Source organism: Pseudomonas fragi, assembly GCF_025426255.1.
In the GTDB taxonomy this organism is placed as follows: domain Bacteria; phylum Pseudomonadota; class Gammaproteobacteria; order Pseudomonadales; family Pseudomonadaceae; genus Aquipseudomonas; species Aquipseudomonas kulmbachensis.
Map to the genome: position 1 here is coordinate 1,605,237 of NZ_CP104861.1, position 18,290 is coordinate 1,623,526.

Below are 18,290 nucleotides of genomic sequence, written 5' to 3' on the forward strand. Positions count from 1 at the left end.
GCCTTTGTGCGTTCTGGGGTATGCACCTACGGCAGCTGCTACGAAGTAATGCCTATCCCAGCGAAGAAAAACCACACCAAACCATTTTTCGATGTCATTCATGCGACAACTGCGTTCGTTCATCGGACAGTCCGCCCTCTAACAGTGCGTTGTAGGAAAAAAATCGGTAATCTTGCCGCCATTCCGCAGTTCTGCGTGAGCATCCCAAAAGGAAGCCGCGCGCTAGACGGGTTGGACTTATACAGACCGACAGCATTTCCCACATCCGTACGGGAAATTCCCCTCTAAATTCCGATTCAGTAGTGTGGTATTTCCGTAATGAAAGTATTGAAAGGCCAGGACATTCTGGCACTTGGGTTTATGACTTTTGCCCTGTTCGTTGGGGCGGGTAACATCATTTTCCCGCCAATCGTTGGCCTGCAAGCCGGGCCTAATGTCTGGATGGCCGCATTGGGCTTCCTGATCACCGCAGTAGGTCTGCCGGTGGTGACTGTTATTGCGCTGGCCAAAGTTGGCGGCGGCATGGATGCACTGAGCAGCCCGATCGGCAAAGTGGCTGGTGGCTTGCTGGCGGCTGTGGCCTATCTGGCTGTTGGCCCGCTGTTCGCGACCCCGCGTACCGCCACTGTATCCTTTGAAGTCGGCCTGGCACCGTTGACCGGTGAGAGCCCGCTGGCGCTGTTCTTGTACAGCTCGGTGTACTTCCTGATTGTGTTCTTCGTTTCGCTGTACCCGGGTCGTTTGCTGGACACGGTAGGGCGCTTCCTTGCTCCGCTGAAAATCATCGCGCTGGCCATTCTCGGCATTGCTGCCGTTGCCTTGCCTGCAGGTGATGTTGGCGTTGCGACCCCTGAATACGTCGCTGCACCGTTCTCCCAAGGTTTTATCAATGGTTACCTGACCATGGATACACTGGGTGCACTGGTGTTCGGCATTGTGATCGTGAACGCCATTCGTTCCCGTGGGGTTGAGTCGCCGAAGCTGATTACCCGTTACGCAATCATTGCCGGCCTGATCGCCGGGGTTGGTTTGGCGCTGGTGTACATCAGCCTGTTCCGCCTGGGCGCGGGCAGCCATGAAGTGGCAGCGGGCGCAACCAATGGCGCGGCAGTACTGCATGCCTACGTACAGCACACCTTCGGTTCGCTGGGCAGCGGTTTCCTGGCGGTGCTGATCGCTCTGGCCTGCCTGGTAACGGCTGTTGGCCTGACGTGTGCCTGCGCTGAATACTTCAGTAAGGTATTGCCACTGTCTTACAAGACGCTGGTGATTATCCTTGCCGTGTTCTCGCTGGCCGTGTCGAACCTCGGTTTGACGCAGTTGATCGCGTTCTCCATCCCGCTGCTGACGGCGATTTACCCGCCGTGCATCGTGCTGGTGGCCTTGAGCTTCTGCAAAGGCCTGTGGCATGCGCAGGCGCGCATCGTTGGCCCGGTAATGCTGGTTTCGTTCCTTTTCGGTTCGATCGATGCGCTTAAAGGCGCTGGCCTGGGCGGTTGGATTCCGGCCCAACTGGCTAACATGCCATTCAGCGATCAGGGCCTGGCGTGGTTGGTGCCGTGCCTTGTGACCCTGCTGGGCGCAGTTGTCTGCGACCGTCTGCTGGGCAAGCGTCAAGAAGCACTCGCGTAATATCCGGATCGCCAAAAGCGTTACCGGATACATAAAAAAGCCCTGCATCTAACGGATGCAGGGCTTTTTTTATGGCTGTGTGTTCAAACACAACAAAGCCCGCATAGCGCGGGCTTTGTTTTGCATCACAAAAAGCGCTGTTACTTGCTTTCTGGAGTTGCCACTGGAGCTGCAGGAACAGCTGGAGCGGCTTCTTCAGCAGCAGCTTTGTTGGACTCGGCCTGAGCTTTGGCCGCTTCGGCATTTTCTTTCGCCGCGTCGTTCACTTTGTCCTGGGCTTCAGACATTTTTTCTTGAGCTTGCTCAGCGTGCTGAGTAGCGTCCTGAGCTTTGTCTTCGGATTTTTTATCGCAGGCAGCGAGGCCAAGCGAAGCAGCCAGCATCAAGGCAACAGCAAAAGTATTACGCATGGGGTGTTTCTCCTTATGAGTAGATCTACGGGGCGTTTGAGCGTTGTCCGATAGCTTAAGTTCCATGCTCGTACACATATATAAGTAAGGCATCGTCCGTTGAAAGTATTGGTAAAAAACCGATGCAACCTCAACAGGCCTTGAAATCTTAACCTAGGGCCCCAACTTTCATCACATCCCGCCACCAACCCATCAGGGCGTGGCTCATGCCATCTAATCGGAGTTTGATAACAATGAGCGTGGAAACTCAAAAGGAAACCCTGGGCTTCCAGACCGAGGTCAAGCAACTGCTGCACCTCATGATCCATTCGCTGTACTCCAACAAGGAAATCTTCCTTCGCGAATTGATCTCGAACGCCTCTGATGCTGTCGACAAATTACGTTTTGAAGCACTGTCCAAGCCTGAGCTGCTCGAAGGCGGCTCGGATCTGAAAATCCGTGTGAGCTTCGACAAGGACGCCAACACCGTCACCCTCGAAGACAACGGTATCGGCATGAACCGTGACGACGTGATCACCCACCTGGGTACGATTGCCAAGTCCGGTACTGCTGACTTTATGAAAAACCTTTCTGGCGACCAGAAAAAGGATTCGCACCTGATCGGTCAGTTCGGCGTGGGCTTCTACTCGGCCTTTATCGTCGCCGACAAGGTTGACGTCTACAGCCGCCGTGCCGGAAGCCCTGCAAGCGAAGGCGTGCACTGGTCCTCCAAGGGCGAAGGCGAGTTTGAAGTCGCGACCGTTGAAAAAGCCGATCGCGGCACCAAAATCGTGCTGCATCTGAAGTCCGGCGAATCCGAGTTCGCTGACGGCTGGCGCCTGCGCAACATCATTAAAAAGTACTCCGACCATATCGCCTTGCCGATCGAGTTGCCTAAAGAGCAGGCCGCTGCCGAAGGCGAAGAAGCACCGGCACTGGAGTGGGAAACCGTTAACCGTGCAAGTGCTCTGTGGACCCGTCCTCGTACTGAAGTCAAGGACGAGGAATACCAGGAGTTCTACAAGCACATTGCCCATGACTACGAGAACCCGCTGGCCTGGAGCCACAACAAGGTTGAAGGCAAGCTCGAGTACAGCTCCTTGCTCTACGTACCGGCCCGCGCTCCGTTCGACCTGTACCAGCGTGAAGCGCCTAAAGGCCTGAAGCTGTATGTACAGCGTGTATTTGTCATGGATCAGGCCGAGTCGTTCCTGCCGCTGTACCTGCGCTTTATCAAAGGCGTGATCGACTCCAACGATTTGTCGTTGAACGTGTCGCGGGAAATCCTGCAAAAAGACCCGATCATCGACTCGATGAAAACGGCGCTGACCAAGCGTGTGCTCGACATGCTGGAAAAACTGGCGAAGAACGACCCTGAGAAATACCAGGGCTTCTGGAAAAACTTCGGCCAGGTGATGAAAGAAGGCCCGGCTGAAGATTTCGCCAACAAGGAAAAAATCGCCGGTCTGCTGCGTTTCGCTTCGACCCACGGTGACGACGGTGAGCAAAACGTTTCACTGACCGAATACCTGGCTCGCGCCAAGGAAGGTCAGGACAAGATTTACTACCTGACCGGCGAAACCTACGCACAGGTCAAGAACAGCCCGCACCTCGAAGTCTTCCGCAAGAAAGGCATCGAAGTACTGCTGTTGACCGACCGTATCGACGAGTGGCTGATGAGCTACCTCAGCGACTTCGACGCCAAGAGCTTTGTCGACGTGGCTCGTGGCGACCTCGATCTGGGCAACCTGGACTCCGAAGAGGACAAGAAAGCCGCAGAAGAAGTGGCCAAGGCCAAAGAAGGTCTGGTTGAGCGGATCAAGGCAGCCTTGGGCGAAAGCGTCAGCGAAGTGCGTGTATCGCACCGTCTGACCGACTCTCCAGCGATTCTGGCTATCGGTGAGCAGGACCTAGGCATGCAAATGCGCCAGATCCTCGAAGCCAGCGGTCAGAAAGTGCCTGAATCGAAGCCGATCTTCGAATTCAATCCGGCTCACCCGCTGATCGAGAAACTCGATGCAGAGCAGAGTGAAGAGCGCTTTGGCGACCTGTCGCACATCCTCTTTGATCAGGCAGCCCTGGCAGCCGGTGACAGCTTGAAAGACCCTGCGGCTTATGTCCGTCGGCTTAACAAATTGTTAGTAGAGTTGTCGGTCTAACCGCGCTATAAAAACCCGCTTCGGCGGGTTTTTTTTGTTTTGAGTTCAGGAGTTTTTAATGAAATCAATTACGGTCAGTTCAGTGGCCTATCAAATCGACGGCCAACCTTACGAAGGCCGCCTCGCTTTTGACCCGAGCCGAGAAGATCCGCTGCCGGGTTTGCTGATGGCGCCCAACTGGATGGGCATCAGCGAGGGCGCCGAAGAGATCGCCAAGTCGGTAGCCGAGCAAGGCTATGTGGTGTTGATCGCCGACCTGTACGGCCAGGCCATCCGCCCAACCAACGCTGACGAGGCGGGCGCTGCAATGATGCCGCTCAAGAATGACCGTGCCTTGCTGCGCAAACGGATGTGGGCCGCCTATGACATGCTGAAAAATCAGGGACTGGCCCAGGTCGACAGCAGCAAGCTGGCAACCTTTGGCTTCTGTTTTGGCGGCTGCTGCTCGCTGGAGCTGGCACGTAGCGGTGCACCGCTGCAGGCTACTGTGTCTTTCCACGGCTCGCTCGATACGCCTAACGCTGTCGATGCGAAGAGCATCAAGGGTTCGGTGCTGGTATTGCACGGCGCATCTGATCCATTGGTGCCAAGCGAACAGCTACCGGTGTTTGAGGCCGAGATGAATGCAGCGGGTGTGGACTGGCAATTGACCAGCTACGGCGGCGCAGTGCATTCCTTCACCGACCCGCACGCCAACGTGCCGGGCAAGATGATGTACGACGCCAAAACCTCCAGCCGGGCGTTTACCGCCATGCACAACCTGCTGGATGAAGTGTTTCGCGATTGATATCAGGGCTGTTCATGTAGCCGCTGTCGAGGCACGAGGTCGTTAACCTTGACGACTGCTGCGCAGCCTCGCGCTGCTCGTCAGCGGCTACAGAGATACTTCAAGCGTGGGAGCGAGCCTGCTCGCTCCCACTGGGGCTTGAACTGGAACAGAGTATCTACAGGGATCGCGTCATGGTTTCGCTCACGGTCAAATCCCGCATCAGCAACCCATACTGCAAATCCACCTGCTCGGGAATCGGCAGGTACACCGTGTGACCGTCACCCGGTGCCACCTGGGTCGGCAAGCCTGCGCTGTTGTGCAGTCGGTCCAGATCAAAGTGGTAGTTGCCTTTGGGTGTCATCAGCTCCAGATGGTCGCCCAGGGCAAAACGGTTTTTCACCTTGACCTCGGCCAGACCGTTGCGCCGCTCGCCGGTCAACTCCCCGACAAACTGCTGGCGATGCGATAACGAACTGCCATGCAGGTAGTTCTGGTACTCATCGTGTACATGCCGACGTAAAAAGCCCTCGGTATAGCCACGCTGTGCCAGTGACTCCAGATCCGTCATCAAGCTGCGGTCAAACTCACGGCCCGCCACTGCATCATCAATCGCCTTGCGATACACCTGAGTGGCCCGTGCGCAGTAGAAGTGGGACTTGGTCCGGCCTTCGATTTTCAGCGAGTGCACGCCCATCTCGGTCAGCCGCGCCACGTGCTGCACGGCACGCAGATCCTTGGAGTTCATGATGTAGGTGCCGTGCTCGTCTTCGAACGCGGTCATCGGTTCATCCGGGCGTTGGGATTCGTGCAGCACAAACACTTCATCGGTGGGTGCGCCTACACCCAGGGTTGGCTCAACCACATTGACGATATTGCCCAGCTCGTTTTCCGTGGCCGGTTTGGTGTCGTACTTCCAGCGGCAGGCATTGGTGCAACTGCCCTGATTGGCGTCGCGCTTGTTCATGTAGCCGGACAACAGGCAGCGCCCGGAGTAGGCCATGCACAGCGCGCCATGCACGAAAATCTCCAGCTCCATGTCCGGTACTTGCTGGCGAATCTCTTCGATCTCTTCCAGCGACAGTTCGCGCGACAGGATGATCCGGCTCAAACCCTGCTGCTGCCAGAACTCGACACTGGCCCAGTTCACCGTATTGGCCTGGACCGACAAATGAATCGGCACCTGCGGGAAGTTTTTGCGCACCAGCATGATCAGGCCCGGGTCAGACATGATCAGCGCGTCCGGGGCCATGGCAATTACCGGTTCCAGATCCTTGAGGAAGGTGCGCAGCTTGGCGTTGTGCGGGGCAATATTGACCACTACGTAAAAGCGCTTGCCTTGGGCGTGGGCCTCGGCGATCCCAATAGCCAGGTTGGCGTGGTCGAATTCGTTGTTACGCACCCGCAGGCTATAGCGTGGTTGGCCTGCGTACACCGCGTCGGCACCATAAGCGAAGGCATAACGCATGTTTTTCAGGGTGCCGGCTGGGGCGAGAAGTTCGGGCGGGGCAAGGTGCATAGTCAGGTCGTTCGCAAAAAGGCGCGATGGTAGTCGAGCCTGACTGCCTGATTATTGACCTGGGTCTATAGGTTGAGCTTGAAGCTGACACTCATGCGGGTGGACTGTCCCTTATGCAGCAGCGTAAGCCCTGGGTGGCCCGGCAGGTGGTGGGCATTGACCGGATGGCTGACGGGTTCGAAGCAGAAGAAGTCCTCTCCCGGCGGGCAATACACCAGGCAGTAACGGCTATCTGTTGCTTGACACTCCAGCGAGTAACCCAGATCCGGCTGACTGATCAGTGCACTGCCATCCCACTCGGTAAAGCAGTTATCGAGTCGGGTTTGCGGCAAGCGGTTGCTCTGGTTGAAATCCCATTGCGCTGGCAGCGCTGCAAGCTCCGTGGGCAGGCCCTGGGTATCGCACAGCCAGACTTGTGCGGTCTTTGCCTGCAACCGGGTGTTGGCGGTGCGTGGCAGATACGGGTGCAGACCCAGGCCATGCCAGGCGGCGCGCTCGTCCTGATGGGTAACGCTCAGTTCGATACATAGCTGGCCGTCACTCAGGGTGTAGCGCAACTGGGCGCGGTACGCAAAAGGGCTGGAACTGTCCAGTTGCAAGCAGGCATGCCGCGGGCTGTGCTCGATCACGCTCCAGGACTGCTGCCAGGCGCTGCCATGAATGGGCAGGGGGCCGGGAGGGTTGTTGGGCTCCAAGGCAAACCAATGGCCGGCGCCATCGAAGCCTCCACTCCCTATCCGGTTCGACCAGGGCACCAGCGGATAACAGGCCAATGCGTTGGCCGAGTGGGTGCTGAGGGCGTCGCTGGCACTTGGGCGCAACAGTGGCAAGCCGCTGGCGATGATGCTCCAGTCCAGGATGCTGCCACCCACTTGCGGAGCCAGGGTCAGCCGGGTCAGGTCGTCTTCAAGGGTCAATAGCACTTGGGGCATGGGACTCTACCGTTAAGGAGGACAGTTCAATCGGCGGTACGGCGCCAGGTGAGCATCACAATACCCGCGACCACGATCAGGCCGCCGATTATTTGGCCGCTGCTGAGCAGTTGATCCAGGATCAGCCAGCCAAACAGCAGGCTCGCCACGGGCTCAACGTTCATTACCGGTGCGTTGCGGGCCATGTTCAGGCGCGTCATGCAGATAAACAGCAGGCAGAACCCTAGACCATACAGCGCAACCAGACAGGCCAGAGCCGTCCAGCCGGTGGACGAGGCGGGTAGCGACACGCCGCCCGGTAGCACGCCACTGACCCCGGCCAGGGCTGCGGCACAAAACACAATCAGCATGGTCAGCATGCTGCGCACCGTGCCGCGTAGGCTCGAGAGTTTGTGATCGGTGATCCAGAGCGCACAGGCGAATACAGAGGCGGCGGCAAAGCCGAAGAGGATCCCTTCAAGCCATTGCGCTTCGGTAGTGCCCTGGCTGGACAGGCGTTCGGGCACATCCAGGGCAAATACCAGACCGCACATGATCAGCCCCATCAGCAGCGCAGCCCGCCGGGTAGGTGCGGCGCCGCCCAGAGCCCAAGTCAGGAGCACCAGCAGAATGGGCGCCACGTTGGCAATCAACAGCGCCAGTGCCACGGGAATCCGCGCCACCGCCGAATAGATAAAGAAGCTTTGCGCCGCGATCAGCAGCCCCAGCAGCAATTGCCAACGCCAGTTGGCGGGGGTCAAGCGAGGACGTTCGCGCTGCCACAACACCAGGCTGGTCAATACCAGCAAGGTCACGCCGGCGCGGCACAGAATTGCCAATAACAGGCCGGTGTCGTGGTCGAAGGCAATCCGGGCGGCGATATGGTTGCCCGCAAATGCACAGGCCAACAGTACCAGGATCAATACCGCGATATGACGGGGGAACAAAGCAGGAGCAGACATAAGCAACCAGCCTCCTTGGCTGGAAATAAAACCTCTTGGATAACCTTTGTGGGAGTGGGCTTGCTCGCGATGGAATCGCTGCGGTGTTTCAGTGACACCGCGTCGTTTGCATCGCGAGCAAGCCCGCTCCCACGGGCAGGGTGTGGTTTACAGCACCATGCTTGGCAGCCACAGAGAGATGGCCGGAACGTAGGTCACCAGCATCAGCACCATAAACAGCGCCACGTAGAACGGCAGCAGTGCCTTGACGGTGCTTTCGATGGACACCTTGCCCACGGCAGCCCCCACAAACAGCACTGCGCCCACCGGCGGTGTAATCAGGCCGATCCCCAGGTTGACCAGCATGATCATGCCAAAGTGCACCGGGTCGACACCGATGCCGATGATCACGGGCAGCAGGATCGGGGTCAGGATCAGAATCAGCGGTGCCATGTCCATCACGGTGCCCAGCAGCAGCAACATGACGTTGATGCACATCAGGATCACGTAACGGTTATCCGACAGCGTCAGGAACGCTGTGGTGATCTTCATCGGGATTTCCATCAGCGTCAGGATGTAACCGAAGCTGGCGGCGAAACCGATCAGGATCATCACGATGGAAATGGTCCGTACCGCCCGGTGCATCAGCTTGGGCAGGTCGCGCCATTTGTAGTCGCGGTAGATAAACATGGTGACGAAGAACGACCAGAGCACGGCGATGGCGGCCGACTCGGTGGCGGTGAAAATGCCCGACAGAATACCGCCGAGGATGATGACCATGGCCATCAGGCCCCACATCGCGTCACCGGCGATTTTCAGTGCCTGACGCAGCGGGATCACTTCGCCCTTGGGGTAATTGCGCTTGCGCGCGAAGATCATGCACAGGCCCATCATTACCGCACTGAGTAGCAGCCCGGGCATGATCCCGGCCATGAACAGCGAAGCAATCGACACCGTGCCGCCAGCAGCCAGGGAGTACAGCACCGAGTTGTGGCTCGGAGGGGTGAGCAACGCTTGTACCGAGCCGCTGACCGTCACCGCCGTAGAGAACTCGCGGGGGTAGCCTGCACGTTCCATTTCTGGAATCAGTACCGAACCTACAGAGGCGGTGTCGGCCACCGATGAACCGGAAATCGCGCCGAAGAAGGTCGAGGCCACAATGTTGACCAGCGACAGGCCGCCGCGCACAAAACCCACCAGTACCCCGGCGAATGCCACCAGCCTGCGCGACATGCCGCCCTCGGCCATGATCGCACCCGCCAGTACGAAAAACGGTATCGCCAGCAGGGAGAATTTGTTTACGCCGCCCGCGACCTGAATCATCAGGGCATCGAACGGGATATCGATCCACCAGGCCCCGACCAATGCCGACAGGCCCAGCGCATAGGCGACCGGCATGCCAATAAGGATCAGGGCGATAAAGCTGCCCAACAGTACGAAAGCGTCCATTTATACGGCCTCTTCGCTGGCTTCTACGATGTCGAACCGCACGGCACGGCGGTGGCTTTGGTCACCCAGGAAGAGTTTTTCCAGGACGAAGGAAAGAGTCACCAGACCGCCTATAGGGATCGGTAAATAGGAGATGCCTACCCTCACGGACGGCATCTCACCGATGAATTGATTCCAGGTGGTCGCACACAATTTAAAACCCTTCACGGTCATGAACAGGCAGACGATCACCATCAGTATTTGCACCAGCACAGCAACCTTGGAGCGCAGGTGTTTGGGCATGCGCTCCACGGCCATCGCTACGGCCATGTGGGCCCCGGCACGGTAACTGGCGGCGGCACCAAAGAAGGTAAATACCACCATCAACAAAATGGCGGTGGGCTCGGGCCAGCTGGAGCCAGTACCCAGCACGTAGCGGGCAAAAATGCCCCATGGAATGATCAGGGTCATGGTCAGTACCGACAGGCCGGCAATCCCGATACAAACCCGGTACAACATGTCGTTCAAGCGCAGTACGGTATTTTTCATGGGGCTCACCACGCGGCGGAAAACGGGCTGGAGCCCGTCACCGCGGCATTATCGGGCTGACTTATTGAACGGCTTCAATACGCGAGATCAGGTCTTTGTAGTCCGCACCATATTTGTCACGCACTGGCTGAGTCGCGTCGTAGAAGGCTTTTTTCTGTTCTGGGGTGAGGGTGATGAACTCAACTCCACCGGCCTTGAGCTTGGTGATGCTGTCGGCGGTTTTCTTGTCCCAAAGCACGCGTTCTTCAAACTGCGCTTCTCGGGCCAGTTTCTGCACCAGGGCTTGCTGCTCCGGGGTCAGCTTTGCCCAGGTGGACTTGGCCATCACGATGGGCTCGGGCAGGATCAGGTGATCGGTCCAGGTGAAGTATTTGGCGTTCTGGTAGTGGTTGTGTTCAAGAAAGGTGGGCGGGTTGTTCTCTGCGCCATCGATGACGCCTGTCTGCAAGGCGCTGAAGATTTCGCCGGTCGCCATGCCGATGCCATTACCGCCCATGTCGTTAATGGTTTGAATAAATACCGGGTTGCCTTGGACGCGAATTTTCATGCCCTTGAGGTCGCCGATCGCGCGTACTGGTTTCTTGGTGTACAGGTTGCGGGTGCCGCCATCCATCCAGGCGAGTGCGACCATGTTGAATTCGGAGTTGGTGATTTTATCCAGCATCTCCTGGCCGATTTCACCGTCGATGACTTTGCGCATATGGGCCTGATCGCGGAACACGAACGGCAGGTTGAAGGCGTTGGTTTCCGGCACCACGGGGCCGAGGATGCCGAGGCTGACACGGGTCATCTGCACGGCACCGGACTGGAGCTGTTCGACCACTTCTTTCTCTGAACCCAGTACCCCTCCGGCAAACATCTTGAAGGAGATATCGCCGTTACTCTGGGCTTGAAGCTTCTTGCCCATTTCCTGCTCAGCCACCACAGGCGGGTAGCCTGTGGGGTGTACTTCGGCAAATTTGATTTTGATTTCGGCCTGGGCTACGCCTGACAAGCAGAAGGCCAGCGGGAGTGCAGCAATAAGCAGGGTGCGTTTGAAATCCATGGGTCACTCCAAATATTGTTTTTTTTATATCAAGGTGTTGGATCAGCAGTGTCGGCAAGGCAGTCAATTGTTGAATTCGGGCTCCGGCAGCCCCTTGACCCCCGGGCTGAGAGCGAACACGCCCCCAGCCAGCGGTTGGTCGCTGGTATCGCCCACAGGACGAATCGAGGTGACAAACAGGGTGTCCAGATCTGCGCCGCCAAAGGCACACATCGCAGGTTTTTTCACGGGGACGGACAGTGAGCGATCAAGTTTGCCGTCCGGCGTAAAGCGGTGGATCAACCCGGCATCGTTGCCGCAAATCCAGTAACAGCCATCGGCGTCGACAGCAGCGCCGTCGGGGCGACCCGGGTGTTCGGTCATGTCGACAAACAGGCGGCGGTCATGGGGGGTACCGGTATCGGTGTCATAGTCGAAGGCCCAGATTTTCTGTACATCGGGGTGTGAGTCCGAGAGGTACATGGTTTTGCCGTCAGGGCTAAAGGCAAGGCCGTTGGGCACAATAAAACCATCAAGTTGCGCTTTGAGCGGTTCGACCTGGCCTGCGCTGTAGCGGTACATAGCGCCCACCGGTGCCCCTGCGGCCATATTCATGAGCATGGTGCCCGCCCAGAAACGCCCTTGGCGGTCGCAGCGGCCATCGTTAAAACGCATCTCTGGCAGGGCGTGGGTCACGCTGGCCAACAGGCGGCTGTCGAGGCTGCCATCGGCGTGTGGCGTGATAGCAAACAGGCCGTTCTCCATCGCGGCGACCCAGCTGCCATTACCTGCCTGAGCAATGCACGCGAGCATTTGCGAGGTTTGCCAGCTTTGGCTTTTGCCATCGGCGGGGCACCAGCGATGCAAGCGTTTTGCCGGGATATCCACCCAGTAAAGTGCCTGCTGCGCAGTGCTCCAGACCGGGCTTTCGCCGGTGGCGTTGCGTGCATCGAGAATCAGTTCAGCAGTCATGGCGTCTCGATCCTTGTCCGTATTCAGTGTTATGAGCGGGGGCGCGGTTTACTCGTCCCCGAACGGACCTGCCGCAACGAAGGCTCCGCCCTGGTAAACCATGCTCGGATCATTGGCCGCAGGCATCGGCTGGGCCTCGACCTTTTCGCGGAATACTTCTGAGGTGTCGTTGGGCGCAAAGCCCAGGTGCGCGGCGAAACGGTTGTCCCACCACACCTTCAGGTTGTTTGAGGCGCCATAGACCACGGTATGACCAACATTCGGCGTGTACAGCGAGCGCTCGATCAATTGCGTAAGGTCGGCAAAGCTCAGCCAGGTACTCATCATTCGGCGGTTCTGCGGCTCGGGGAACGAGGAGCCGATGCGGATACTGACGGTCTGGATGCCATAGCGATCGAAATAAAAGGTGGCCATGTCTTCGCCATAGGACTTGGACAGCCCGTAATAGCCGTCCGGGCGACGCGGGGAGTGGGCATCCAGGGTTTGATCCTGTTTATAGAACCCGATCACATGGTTGGAACTGGCGAAGATCACGCGCTTGACGCCATGCCGGCGTGCCGCTTCGTAGATATGGAAGATGCCGCTGATATTCGGGCCGAGGATTTCTTCGAACGGACGTTCTACCGAGACCCCGCCGAAGTGCAAAATTGCGTCTACGCCTTCAACCAGTTGGTGAACAGCGTGTTTGTCTGAGAGGTCGCAGAGCTGTATTTCTTCATGGCTGTCGACAGCAGGTGCCATTTGGGCGATATCAGAGAGGCGCAAAACCTTGGCATAGGGCTTCAGGCTTTCGCGTAGTACCTTCCCCAGACCGCCAGCGGCACCGGTGAGAAGAAGGCGATTAAAGGGAATTTGGGCGGTGCGAGTAGTTGGCATCAGATATCCCTGTCTTTCTTGTTATTGTCATCTGTTGTCGTATGACTTGATTGGATTATTCACAGCCATTGCGGTGCTTGTCAATGCAAAATCCGCTGTGGGAGCAAGCCTGCTCGCGATGGTTTCAATCAGTGATGCCATCGCGAGCAGGCTCGCTCCCACAGTCCGAGAGGGCCGCTTAAAGCAACGACAACGGATAGCTGATGAAAATGCGGTTTTCGTCAAACTCGTGAGCGCTGTAGTCGCGACGGATGCTCGCGTTACGCCAGCGCATGTTCAGGTCTTTGAATGTGCCGCTTTGCACGGTGTAGGCCAGTTCTGATTCGCGGCCCCATTCCTTGCCGTCCGTGATGGTGCCGGTGTGGATGTTACTGCCGCTGATGTAGCGGTTCATCATGGTCAGGCCAGGCACCCCAAGCACTGCAAAGTCCAGATCGTGGCGCACTTGCCAGGAGCGTTCCTTGGCCAGGTCGTAGCTGGAGTTGTAGCTATCGTTGGCCAAGGTGCCGCCGCTGGTGCCGTTGACGCGGAACCAGCCATCGTCGCCGCTGATTTTCTGCAGGCCGACATACAGGGTGTTGCCTTTGTATTTGGCCGAAAGCAGGGCGTAGGCGGTTTTGTTGTCCAGATCGCCGGCCAGTTTGTTGCCGTCTTCCTTGCCCCAGAAATAACCCAGGTTCGCGCCCAGGGTCACATCGCCGATGGGCTGGCTGTGCAGGACGTTGAGGAATTGCTGCTGGTAGATATCTTCCAGCTGGGCGTACCACACACCGACTTGTGTGCGCTTTTCGTTGAAGCTGTAATCACCGCCAGCAAAGTTGAAGCGGTCGGAGGTAAAGGCGCCTTTGCCGTTGAGCGACATGTCTTCCATGCTCGCGTCGTTACGCGGGCTGTTGGCGCGGAACTGGCCGCCATAGAGGTTCAGACCGGCGAACTCTTTGGAGGTGATCTGACCACCACGAAAGGTTTGCGGCAAGGAACGACCATCGTCCGAGCGCAGAATCGGCAGTACTGGCATCCATTCGCCGATTTTAAGCTCCGTATTGGAGATTTTGGCTTTGGCCGCGACGCCCAGGCGGCCAAAGTTATCGGCCGGTTCGCCATCGCTGTGGGTCGGCAACAACTGTGTACCGACAGTGCCTTTACCGCCGTCCAGCTTCTGCGAGTAGAGCCCCAGCACATCCACCCCGAAACCGACGGTGCCCTGGGTAAACCCGGACTTGACGTCGAGAATGAAGTTTTGTGTCCACTCTTCAGCTTTGCTTTGCGGATAGTCCGGGTTGGTGTAGTTGCGATTGATGTAGGCGTTACGCAGGGTCAGCGTGGCTTTGGTGTCATCCACAAAACCTTCGGCCATACCGCTTAGCGGCAGGGCCAGGCCCATGCTGCCGAGTCCGAGCAAAACCAGCGATCGGGTGTTTCTAGGATTTTTTTGGCGAACGTGAAGGTCGGGGGCGCAGGTAGGTGTGATCATCCGTGGAGCTCCTTGGACATTATTATTTTTGTTATCTGTTGTCATACAACTGCATGGATTTTTTACAGAGTGTGCACAGGGTTGTCAATGCTGCAGGCACTGCGTTTTTGGTGGCCACGGGCGTAGACAGCTACACTGCGTCCATTCCAGGCACTCGCGGCTTACTGACATGGACGGCACATGAACGAAACAAGTCTTCAACGCAAAACCCTGCTGCTGTTGCTGACCTTGGTCACGATTGCCTTTATCTGGATTTTGCTGCCGTTTTACGGCGCGATTTTTTGGGCAGTAGCGCTGGGAATTCTGTTTGCCCCCATGCAACGCAAGGTACTGCTCAAGTTCAAGGGGCGGCGAAATCTGGCCACCTTTACCACCTTGAGTGTCTGTACGCTGATTGCAATCTTGCCTGTGATCGTCACCACCGCCTTGCTGGTGCAAGAGGTGGCGATGCTCTACAGCGATGTTCAGAGTGGCAAGATCAACGTCGCCAGCTATGTCATGCAGTTCGAAAATATTCTGCCGGTTCATCTGCAGGAGTGGCTTGACCGCTTTGGCCTGAGCAGCATTGACGGGCTCAGCGAGAAAATCGCCAAAGGCGCGTTGGAGGGCAGTCAGTTCTTTGCTACTCAGGTATTCAACTTTGGGCAGAGTACCTTTGAGCTGGTGGTCAGTTTTTTCATCATGCTCTACCTGCTGTACTTCTTTATCCGCGACGGTCAGTCCATGGTGCGCATGATCCGCAATGCCATACCAATGGCCGAGCAGCACAAGCGCTTGTTGCAAGTCACATTGCGGCGCGTGGTCAGGGCTTCGGTCAAAGGCAACCTGGCAGTAGCCGTCACACAAGGTGCGTTGGGCGGGCTGATCTTCTGGCTGCTGGGCATCCATAGCGCGCTGTTCTGGGCGGTGCTGATGATGTTCCTGTCCTTGCTGCCAGCCGTGGGTGCAGGCATCGTCTGGGCGCCGGTGGCGGTTTACTTCCTGATCACGGGTATGGTTTGGGAAGGGGTGGTGCTGGCGCTGTACGGAGTCTTTGTGATTGGGATGGTGGATAACGTGCTGCGCCCGATCATGGTTGGCAAAGACACCAAAATGCCGGATTTCCTGATTTTGATCTCGACCTTGGGCGGCATGGCGATCTTCGGCCTCAATGGCTTTGTGATCGGGCCATTGATTGCCGCCCTGTTCCTGTCCAGTTGGGGATTGTTCAGCGGCACTCGCCGCAAGGTGCGATTGCCTACCGATATCCAGCCCGGCGATTAACGGAAACTGTACGAGACCCCGACGTAGGCACCCATGCCTTCGCCGGGTGTAGAGCGTGCAGCATCTTTGCCAGCGTCGTCATAACCCGGTGTCACCGTAGCTGCGTAGTGCTGATTAGTCAGGTTGCGCAGGTCGAGCCAGGTTTGCCAATCCTGCTTGGGGGAGTTGTAGCCCAACGTTGCGCCAAACAGCATGTAGGACGAGGCGTAGTACGAGTTGGCGTAATCCACCGCCATGCGCGAAGCCACCTGGGTGTTTACCCCGGCATAGAAGCCTTGCGGATGGTCGTAACGGATTTGCCCCTGGTAGTAGTGCTGCGGGATGCCCGGTAGTTTGTTATCACCAAAGCGCGCGTCATCGCGGTAATGGAAATCGCTGAAGGTATAGGCCTGGCGCAGCGAGACTTTACCGATTGCGTCACGCTCCCACAGCAGGCTGTTCAGGCCCGCTTCGAAACCTTGGTGCACGGTCGGGCTGGCGTTGGACTCGCCCACGATCGGTCCCAGGTTTTGCGTTGCCGCTTGCAGTTCAACGGTCAGCAGTTCATGGCGCACGGCCGAGTAATACCAGGCCAGATCCCATTGCCCAATCCATGAATCGCCACGGGTGCCCAACTCCAGGGTTGTGGCGGTCTGATTTTGCAGAGAGATGGGCGTGCTCTGGCGGCCGGTTGCTGCACCGCTGCCGACCGGGAACACAAAAGGCGAACTCCATATCATCGACCAAGGGTGCGGCGGCTCTACCGAGCGACTGAGGTTGCCATACACCTGCAGGTTCGGATTGAACTCATAGCGTAGACCGACCCGAGGCGCATAGTCCCAATCATGCTGACTGACCTTGCCGCCGCTCTCGGGGTAACTCACATCGCTTTCGCGGCGGGTGTAGATCAGCGCCATGCCCGTAGTCAGCCACAAGTCGGGGATCAGCTCCAGATCATTGCTGGCGTGCAGCACGGTGTCCGAACCCTGGTAGCTGAAGTCGCGCATCTTGGTGCCGGGGGCATACGCGGCTGTATTGCCCCGAGGTATACGCACATACTCTGATGCCCCGCTATTGGGCAGGTGTTTGGTATTGCGCAGCCCCACCGTGGTTTTGCTTTCGAGGCCGAACAGGGTGTCGCGGCGCTTGTAGTTCAGCGTGCCGCTGACATCGGTATAAGCCACTTTGAGACGATTCGGACCTTCGCGCAGATCCATCGGGTAGTCGTGATAGACCAGGCCCACTTCCAGTTGTGAGTCGTCATCCAGGTACATCGTGGTCTTGTTGCCCAGCCATGTACTGCCGGGTTGCGGGCGGGTGTAGTCACCGCTTACATAGGCCGGGTTGGCTGCGCGTGGGTGATGCTTGATCTGTTCTTTGGTCACGCGCCCGGCCAGTTCGTTGTCCGTTTCGCGATAGCGCAGGTAGAAGCGGGTTTCCAATTGCGGGCTGAAGCGATAACCGACGTTGGCGGCGATGCCTTTGCTGCTGCCTCGGGTGTGATCCTGATAGCCATCGGTGTCAGAGTCCGTCAACGACACGTAGTAGTCGAGGTCGCCCAACACTTGCCCGGAACTGATCTGACGCTTTTGATAGCCGTAACTACCTGCTTCGTAGCGCACTTGCAGCGGTGCTGCGTCGTAGCCGGTGTGAGTGACGTAGTTGATTGACCCGCCCAGGGCCAGCGAGCCGGTTTCAAAACCGTTGGCACCGCGCAGTACTTCGGCGCGGCTCAGCCACAAGGGTTCGAACAGCTCGTATGGGGTGCCGCCGGGGCCGGTGAGCGGCAGGCCGTCGAACATCACATACAGCCCGGAGCCGTGGGCGCTGGGGGCACGATTGATACCCGAGCCGCGCACCGAGACCTTGGCCCCGTCATTGCCTGCTGATTGCGCATAGATCCCCGGCTGGTAAGCCAGGACATCGGCATTGCTGGCAGTGCGGCCGCTCTCGACGCGGGTCATGTCGATCAGGTTGCTGGCGCCTGGGATCTCATTGAGCGCGTTTTGAGCGGCTTGCAGCTCGCTGCTTTCTTCGCTGCGCACCTGCACTTCGCCCAGCTCCAGGGTACTGCCGTAGGCGGGGGCGGTGCAGATCAGCGCCAAAGGTAAAAGTGAAGAAAGGGCAGGACGCATTAATGGAACTTCCAGATCGATGGGCGGGCGGCGCGCCAGCCTATACAAGCCCGGAATCACTCGCAACTGTCACGGGCTGCAATCCAGTTGTGGGAGCGAGCCTGCTCGCGATGCTACAAGCTCACGTTTTTTCGGGATTTTTCGCACATGTTTGGCAATTGCTGGGGCCTGGTGCGGGGCCTATAGTCGGTGCTCGCCGATAAGGCGACCGGGTTTGGCGACCTGGAATAGCATTTAGTTAGCATGCGGTTGTTATATATGGCAGAGCGTGTA

Annotated in this window: 15 protein-coding genes; 4 read left to right on the forward strand and 11 right to left on the reverse strand. The window is 57.8% G+C overall.

The window, feature by feature from the left end:
• Positions 1–318: 318 nt before the first annotated feature.
• Positions 319–1,632 carry a branched-chain amino acid transport system II carrier protein gene (brnQ, locus tag N7D90_RS07530; RefSeq protein WP_261741574.1) on the forward strand — a complete coding sequence of 438 codons (1,314 nt, stop codon included), beginning with the start codon at positions 319–321 and terminating at the stop codon, positions 1,630–1,632.
• A 140-nt stretch (positions 1,633–1,772) separates the two neighbouring features.
• On the opposite strand, the gene N7D90_RS07535 is transcribed toward brnQ, so the two are convergent.
• Positions 1,773–2,042: a hypothetical protein gene (locus N7D90_RS07535; protein WP_261742397.1), complete on the reverse strand. Its 270-nt coding sequence runs from the start codon at positions 2,040–2,042 to the stop codon at positions 1,773–1,775.
• Positions 2,043–2,275: 233 nt separating this feature from the next.
• On the opposite strand from N7D90_RS07535, the gene htpG reads away from it, so the two are divergent.
• Both htpG and N7D90_RS07545 read left to right on the forward strand, forming a co-directional pair.
• Entirely contained in the window at positions 2,276–4,180 is a 1,905-nt protein-coding gene (gene htpG / locus N7D90_RS07540) for a molecular chaperone HtpG (protein ID WP_261741575.1), read from the forward strand.
• Between the two features lie 58 nt (positions 4,181–4,238).
• On the forward strand, positions 4,239–4,967 hold the full coding sequence (locus tag N7D90_RS07545) for a dienelactone hydrolase family protein (protein ID WP_261741576.1): 729 nt from the start codon (positions 4,239–4,241) through the stop codon (positions 4,965–4,967).
• 157 nt (positions 4,968–5,124) lie between these two features.
• Here N7D90_RS07545 and yegQ read toward each other — a convergent pair whose 3' ends face one another.
• The 9 genes from yegQ to N7D90_RS07590 form a co-directional block, all read right to left on the reverse strand.
• Positions 5,125–6,465, reverse strand: a complete 1,341-nt coding sequence (gene yegQ, locus N7D90_RS07550; RefSeq protein WP_261741577.1) for a tRNA 5-hydroxyuridine modification protein YegQ — start codon at positions 6,463–6,465, stop codon at positions 5,125–5,127.
• A gap of 65 nt (positions 6,466–6,530) precedes the next feature.
• Positions 6,531–7,397, reverse strand: a complete 867-nt coding sequence (locus tag N7D90_RS07555) for an aldose 1-epimerase (RefSeq protein ID WP_261741578.1) — start codon at positions 7,395–7,397, stop codon at positions 6,531–6,533.
• Positions 7,398–7,423: 26 nt separating this feature from the next.
• Positions 7,424–8,338, reverse strand: a complete 915-nt coding sequence (locus tag N7D90_RS07560) for an EamA family transporter (RefSeq protein WP_261741579.1) — start codon at positions 8,336–8,338, stop codon at positions 7,424–7,426.
• A 147-nt stretch (positions 8,339–8,485) separates the two neighbouring features.
• Positions 8,486–9,766 (reverse strand): TRAP transporter large permease, encoded by a 1,281-nt coding sequence (locus N7D90_RS07565; RefSeq protein WP_261741580.1) that lies wholly within the window; start codon positions 9,764–9,766, stop codon positions 8,486–8,488.
• Positions 9,767–10,294 carry a TRAP transporter small permease gene (locus N7D90_RS07570; RefSeq protein ID WP_261741581.1) on the reverse strand — a complete coding sequence of 176 codons (528 nt, stop codon included), beginning with the start codon at positions 10,292–10,294 and terminating at the stop codon, positions 9,767–9,769.
• 61 nt (positions 10,295–10,355) lie between these two features.
• Positions 10,356–11,339, reverse strand: a complete 984-nt coding sequence (locus tag N7D90_RS07575; protein WP_261741582.1) for a TRAP transporter substrate-binding protein — start codon at positions 11,337–11,339, stop codon at positions 10,356–10,358.
• A gap of 63 nt (positions 11,340–11,402) precedes the next feature.
• Positions 11,403–12,290 carry a glucurono-1,5-lactonase gene (locus tag N7D90_RS07580; protein ID WP_261741583.1) on the reverse strand — a complete coding sequence of 296 codons (888 nt, stop codon included), beginning with the start codon at positions 12,288–12,290 and terminating at the stop codon, positions 11,403–11,405.
• A gap of 48 nt (positions 12,291–12,338) precedes the next feature.
• Entirely contained in the window at positions 12,339–13,166 is an 828-nt protein-coding gene (locus N7D90_RS07585) for an NAD-dependent epimerase/dehydratase family protein (protein WP_261741584.1), read from the reverse strand.
• 178 nt (positions 13,167–13,344) lie between these two features.
• Positions 13,345–14,640, reverse strand: coding sequence for an OprD family porin (locus N7D90_RS07590; RefSeq protein ID WP_261741585.1), 1,296 nt, complete (start codon positions 14,638–14,640; stop codon positions 13,345–13,347).
• A gap of 180 nt (positions 14,641–14,820) precedes the next feature.
• Between N7D90_RS07590 and N7D90_RS07595 the strand changes: the two genes are divergently transcribed.
• Positions 14,821–15,903, forward strand: coding sequence for an AI-2E family transporter (locus N7D90_RS07595; RefSeq protein ID WP_261741586.1), 1,083 nt, complete (start codon positions 14,821–14,823; stop codon positions 15,901–15,903).
• On the opposite strand, the gene N7D90_RS07600 is transcribed toward N7D90_RS07595, so the two are convergent.
• Positions 15,900–18,017 (reverse strand): TonB-dependent receptor family protein, encoded by a 2,118-nt coding sequence (locus tag N7D90_RS07600; RefSeq protein ID WP_261741587.1) that lies wholly within the window; start codon positions 18,015–18,017, stop codon positions 15,900–15,902. The genes N7D90_RS07595 and N7D90_RS07600 overlap by 4 nt on opposite strands.
• Between the last annotated feature and the right edge of the window lie 273 nt (positions 18,018–18,290).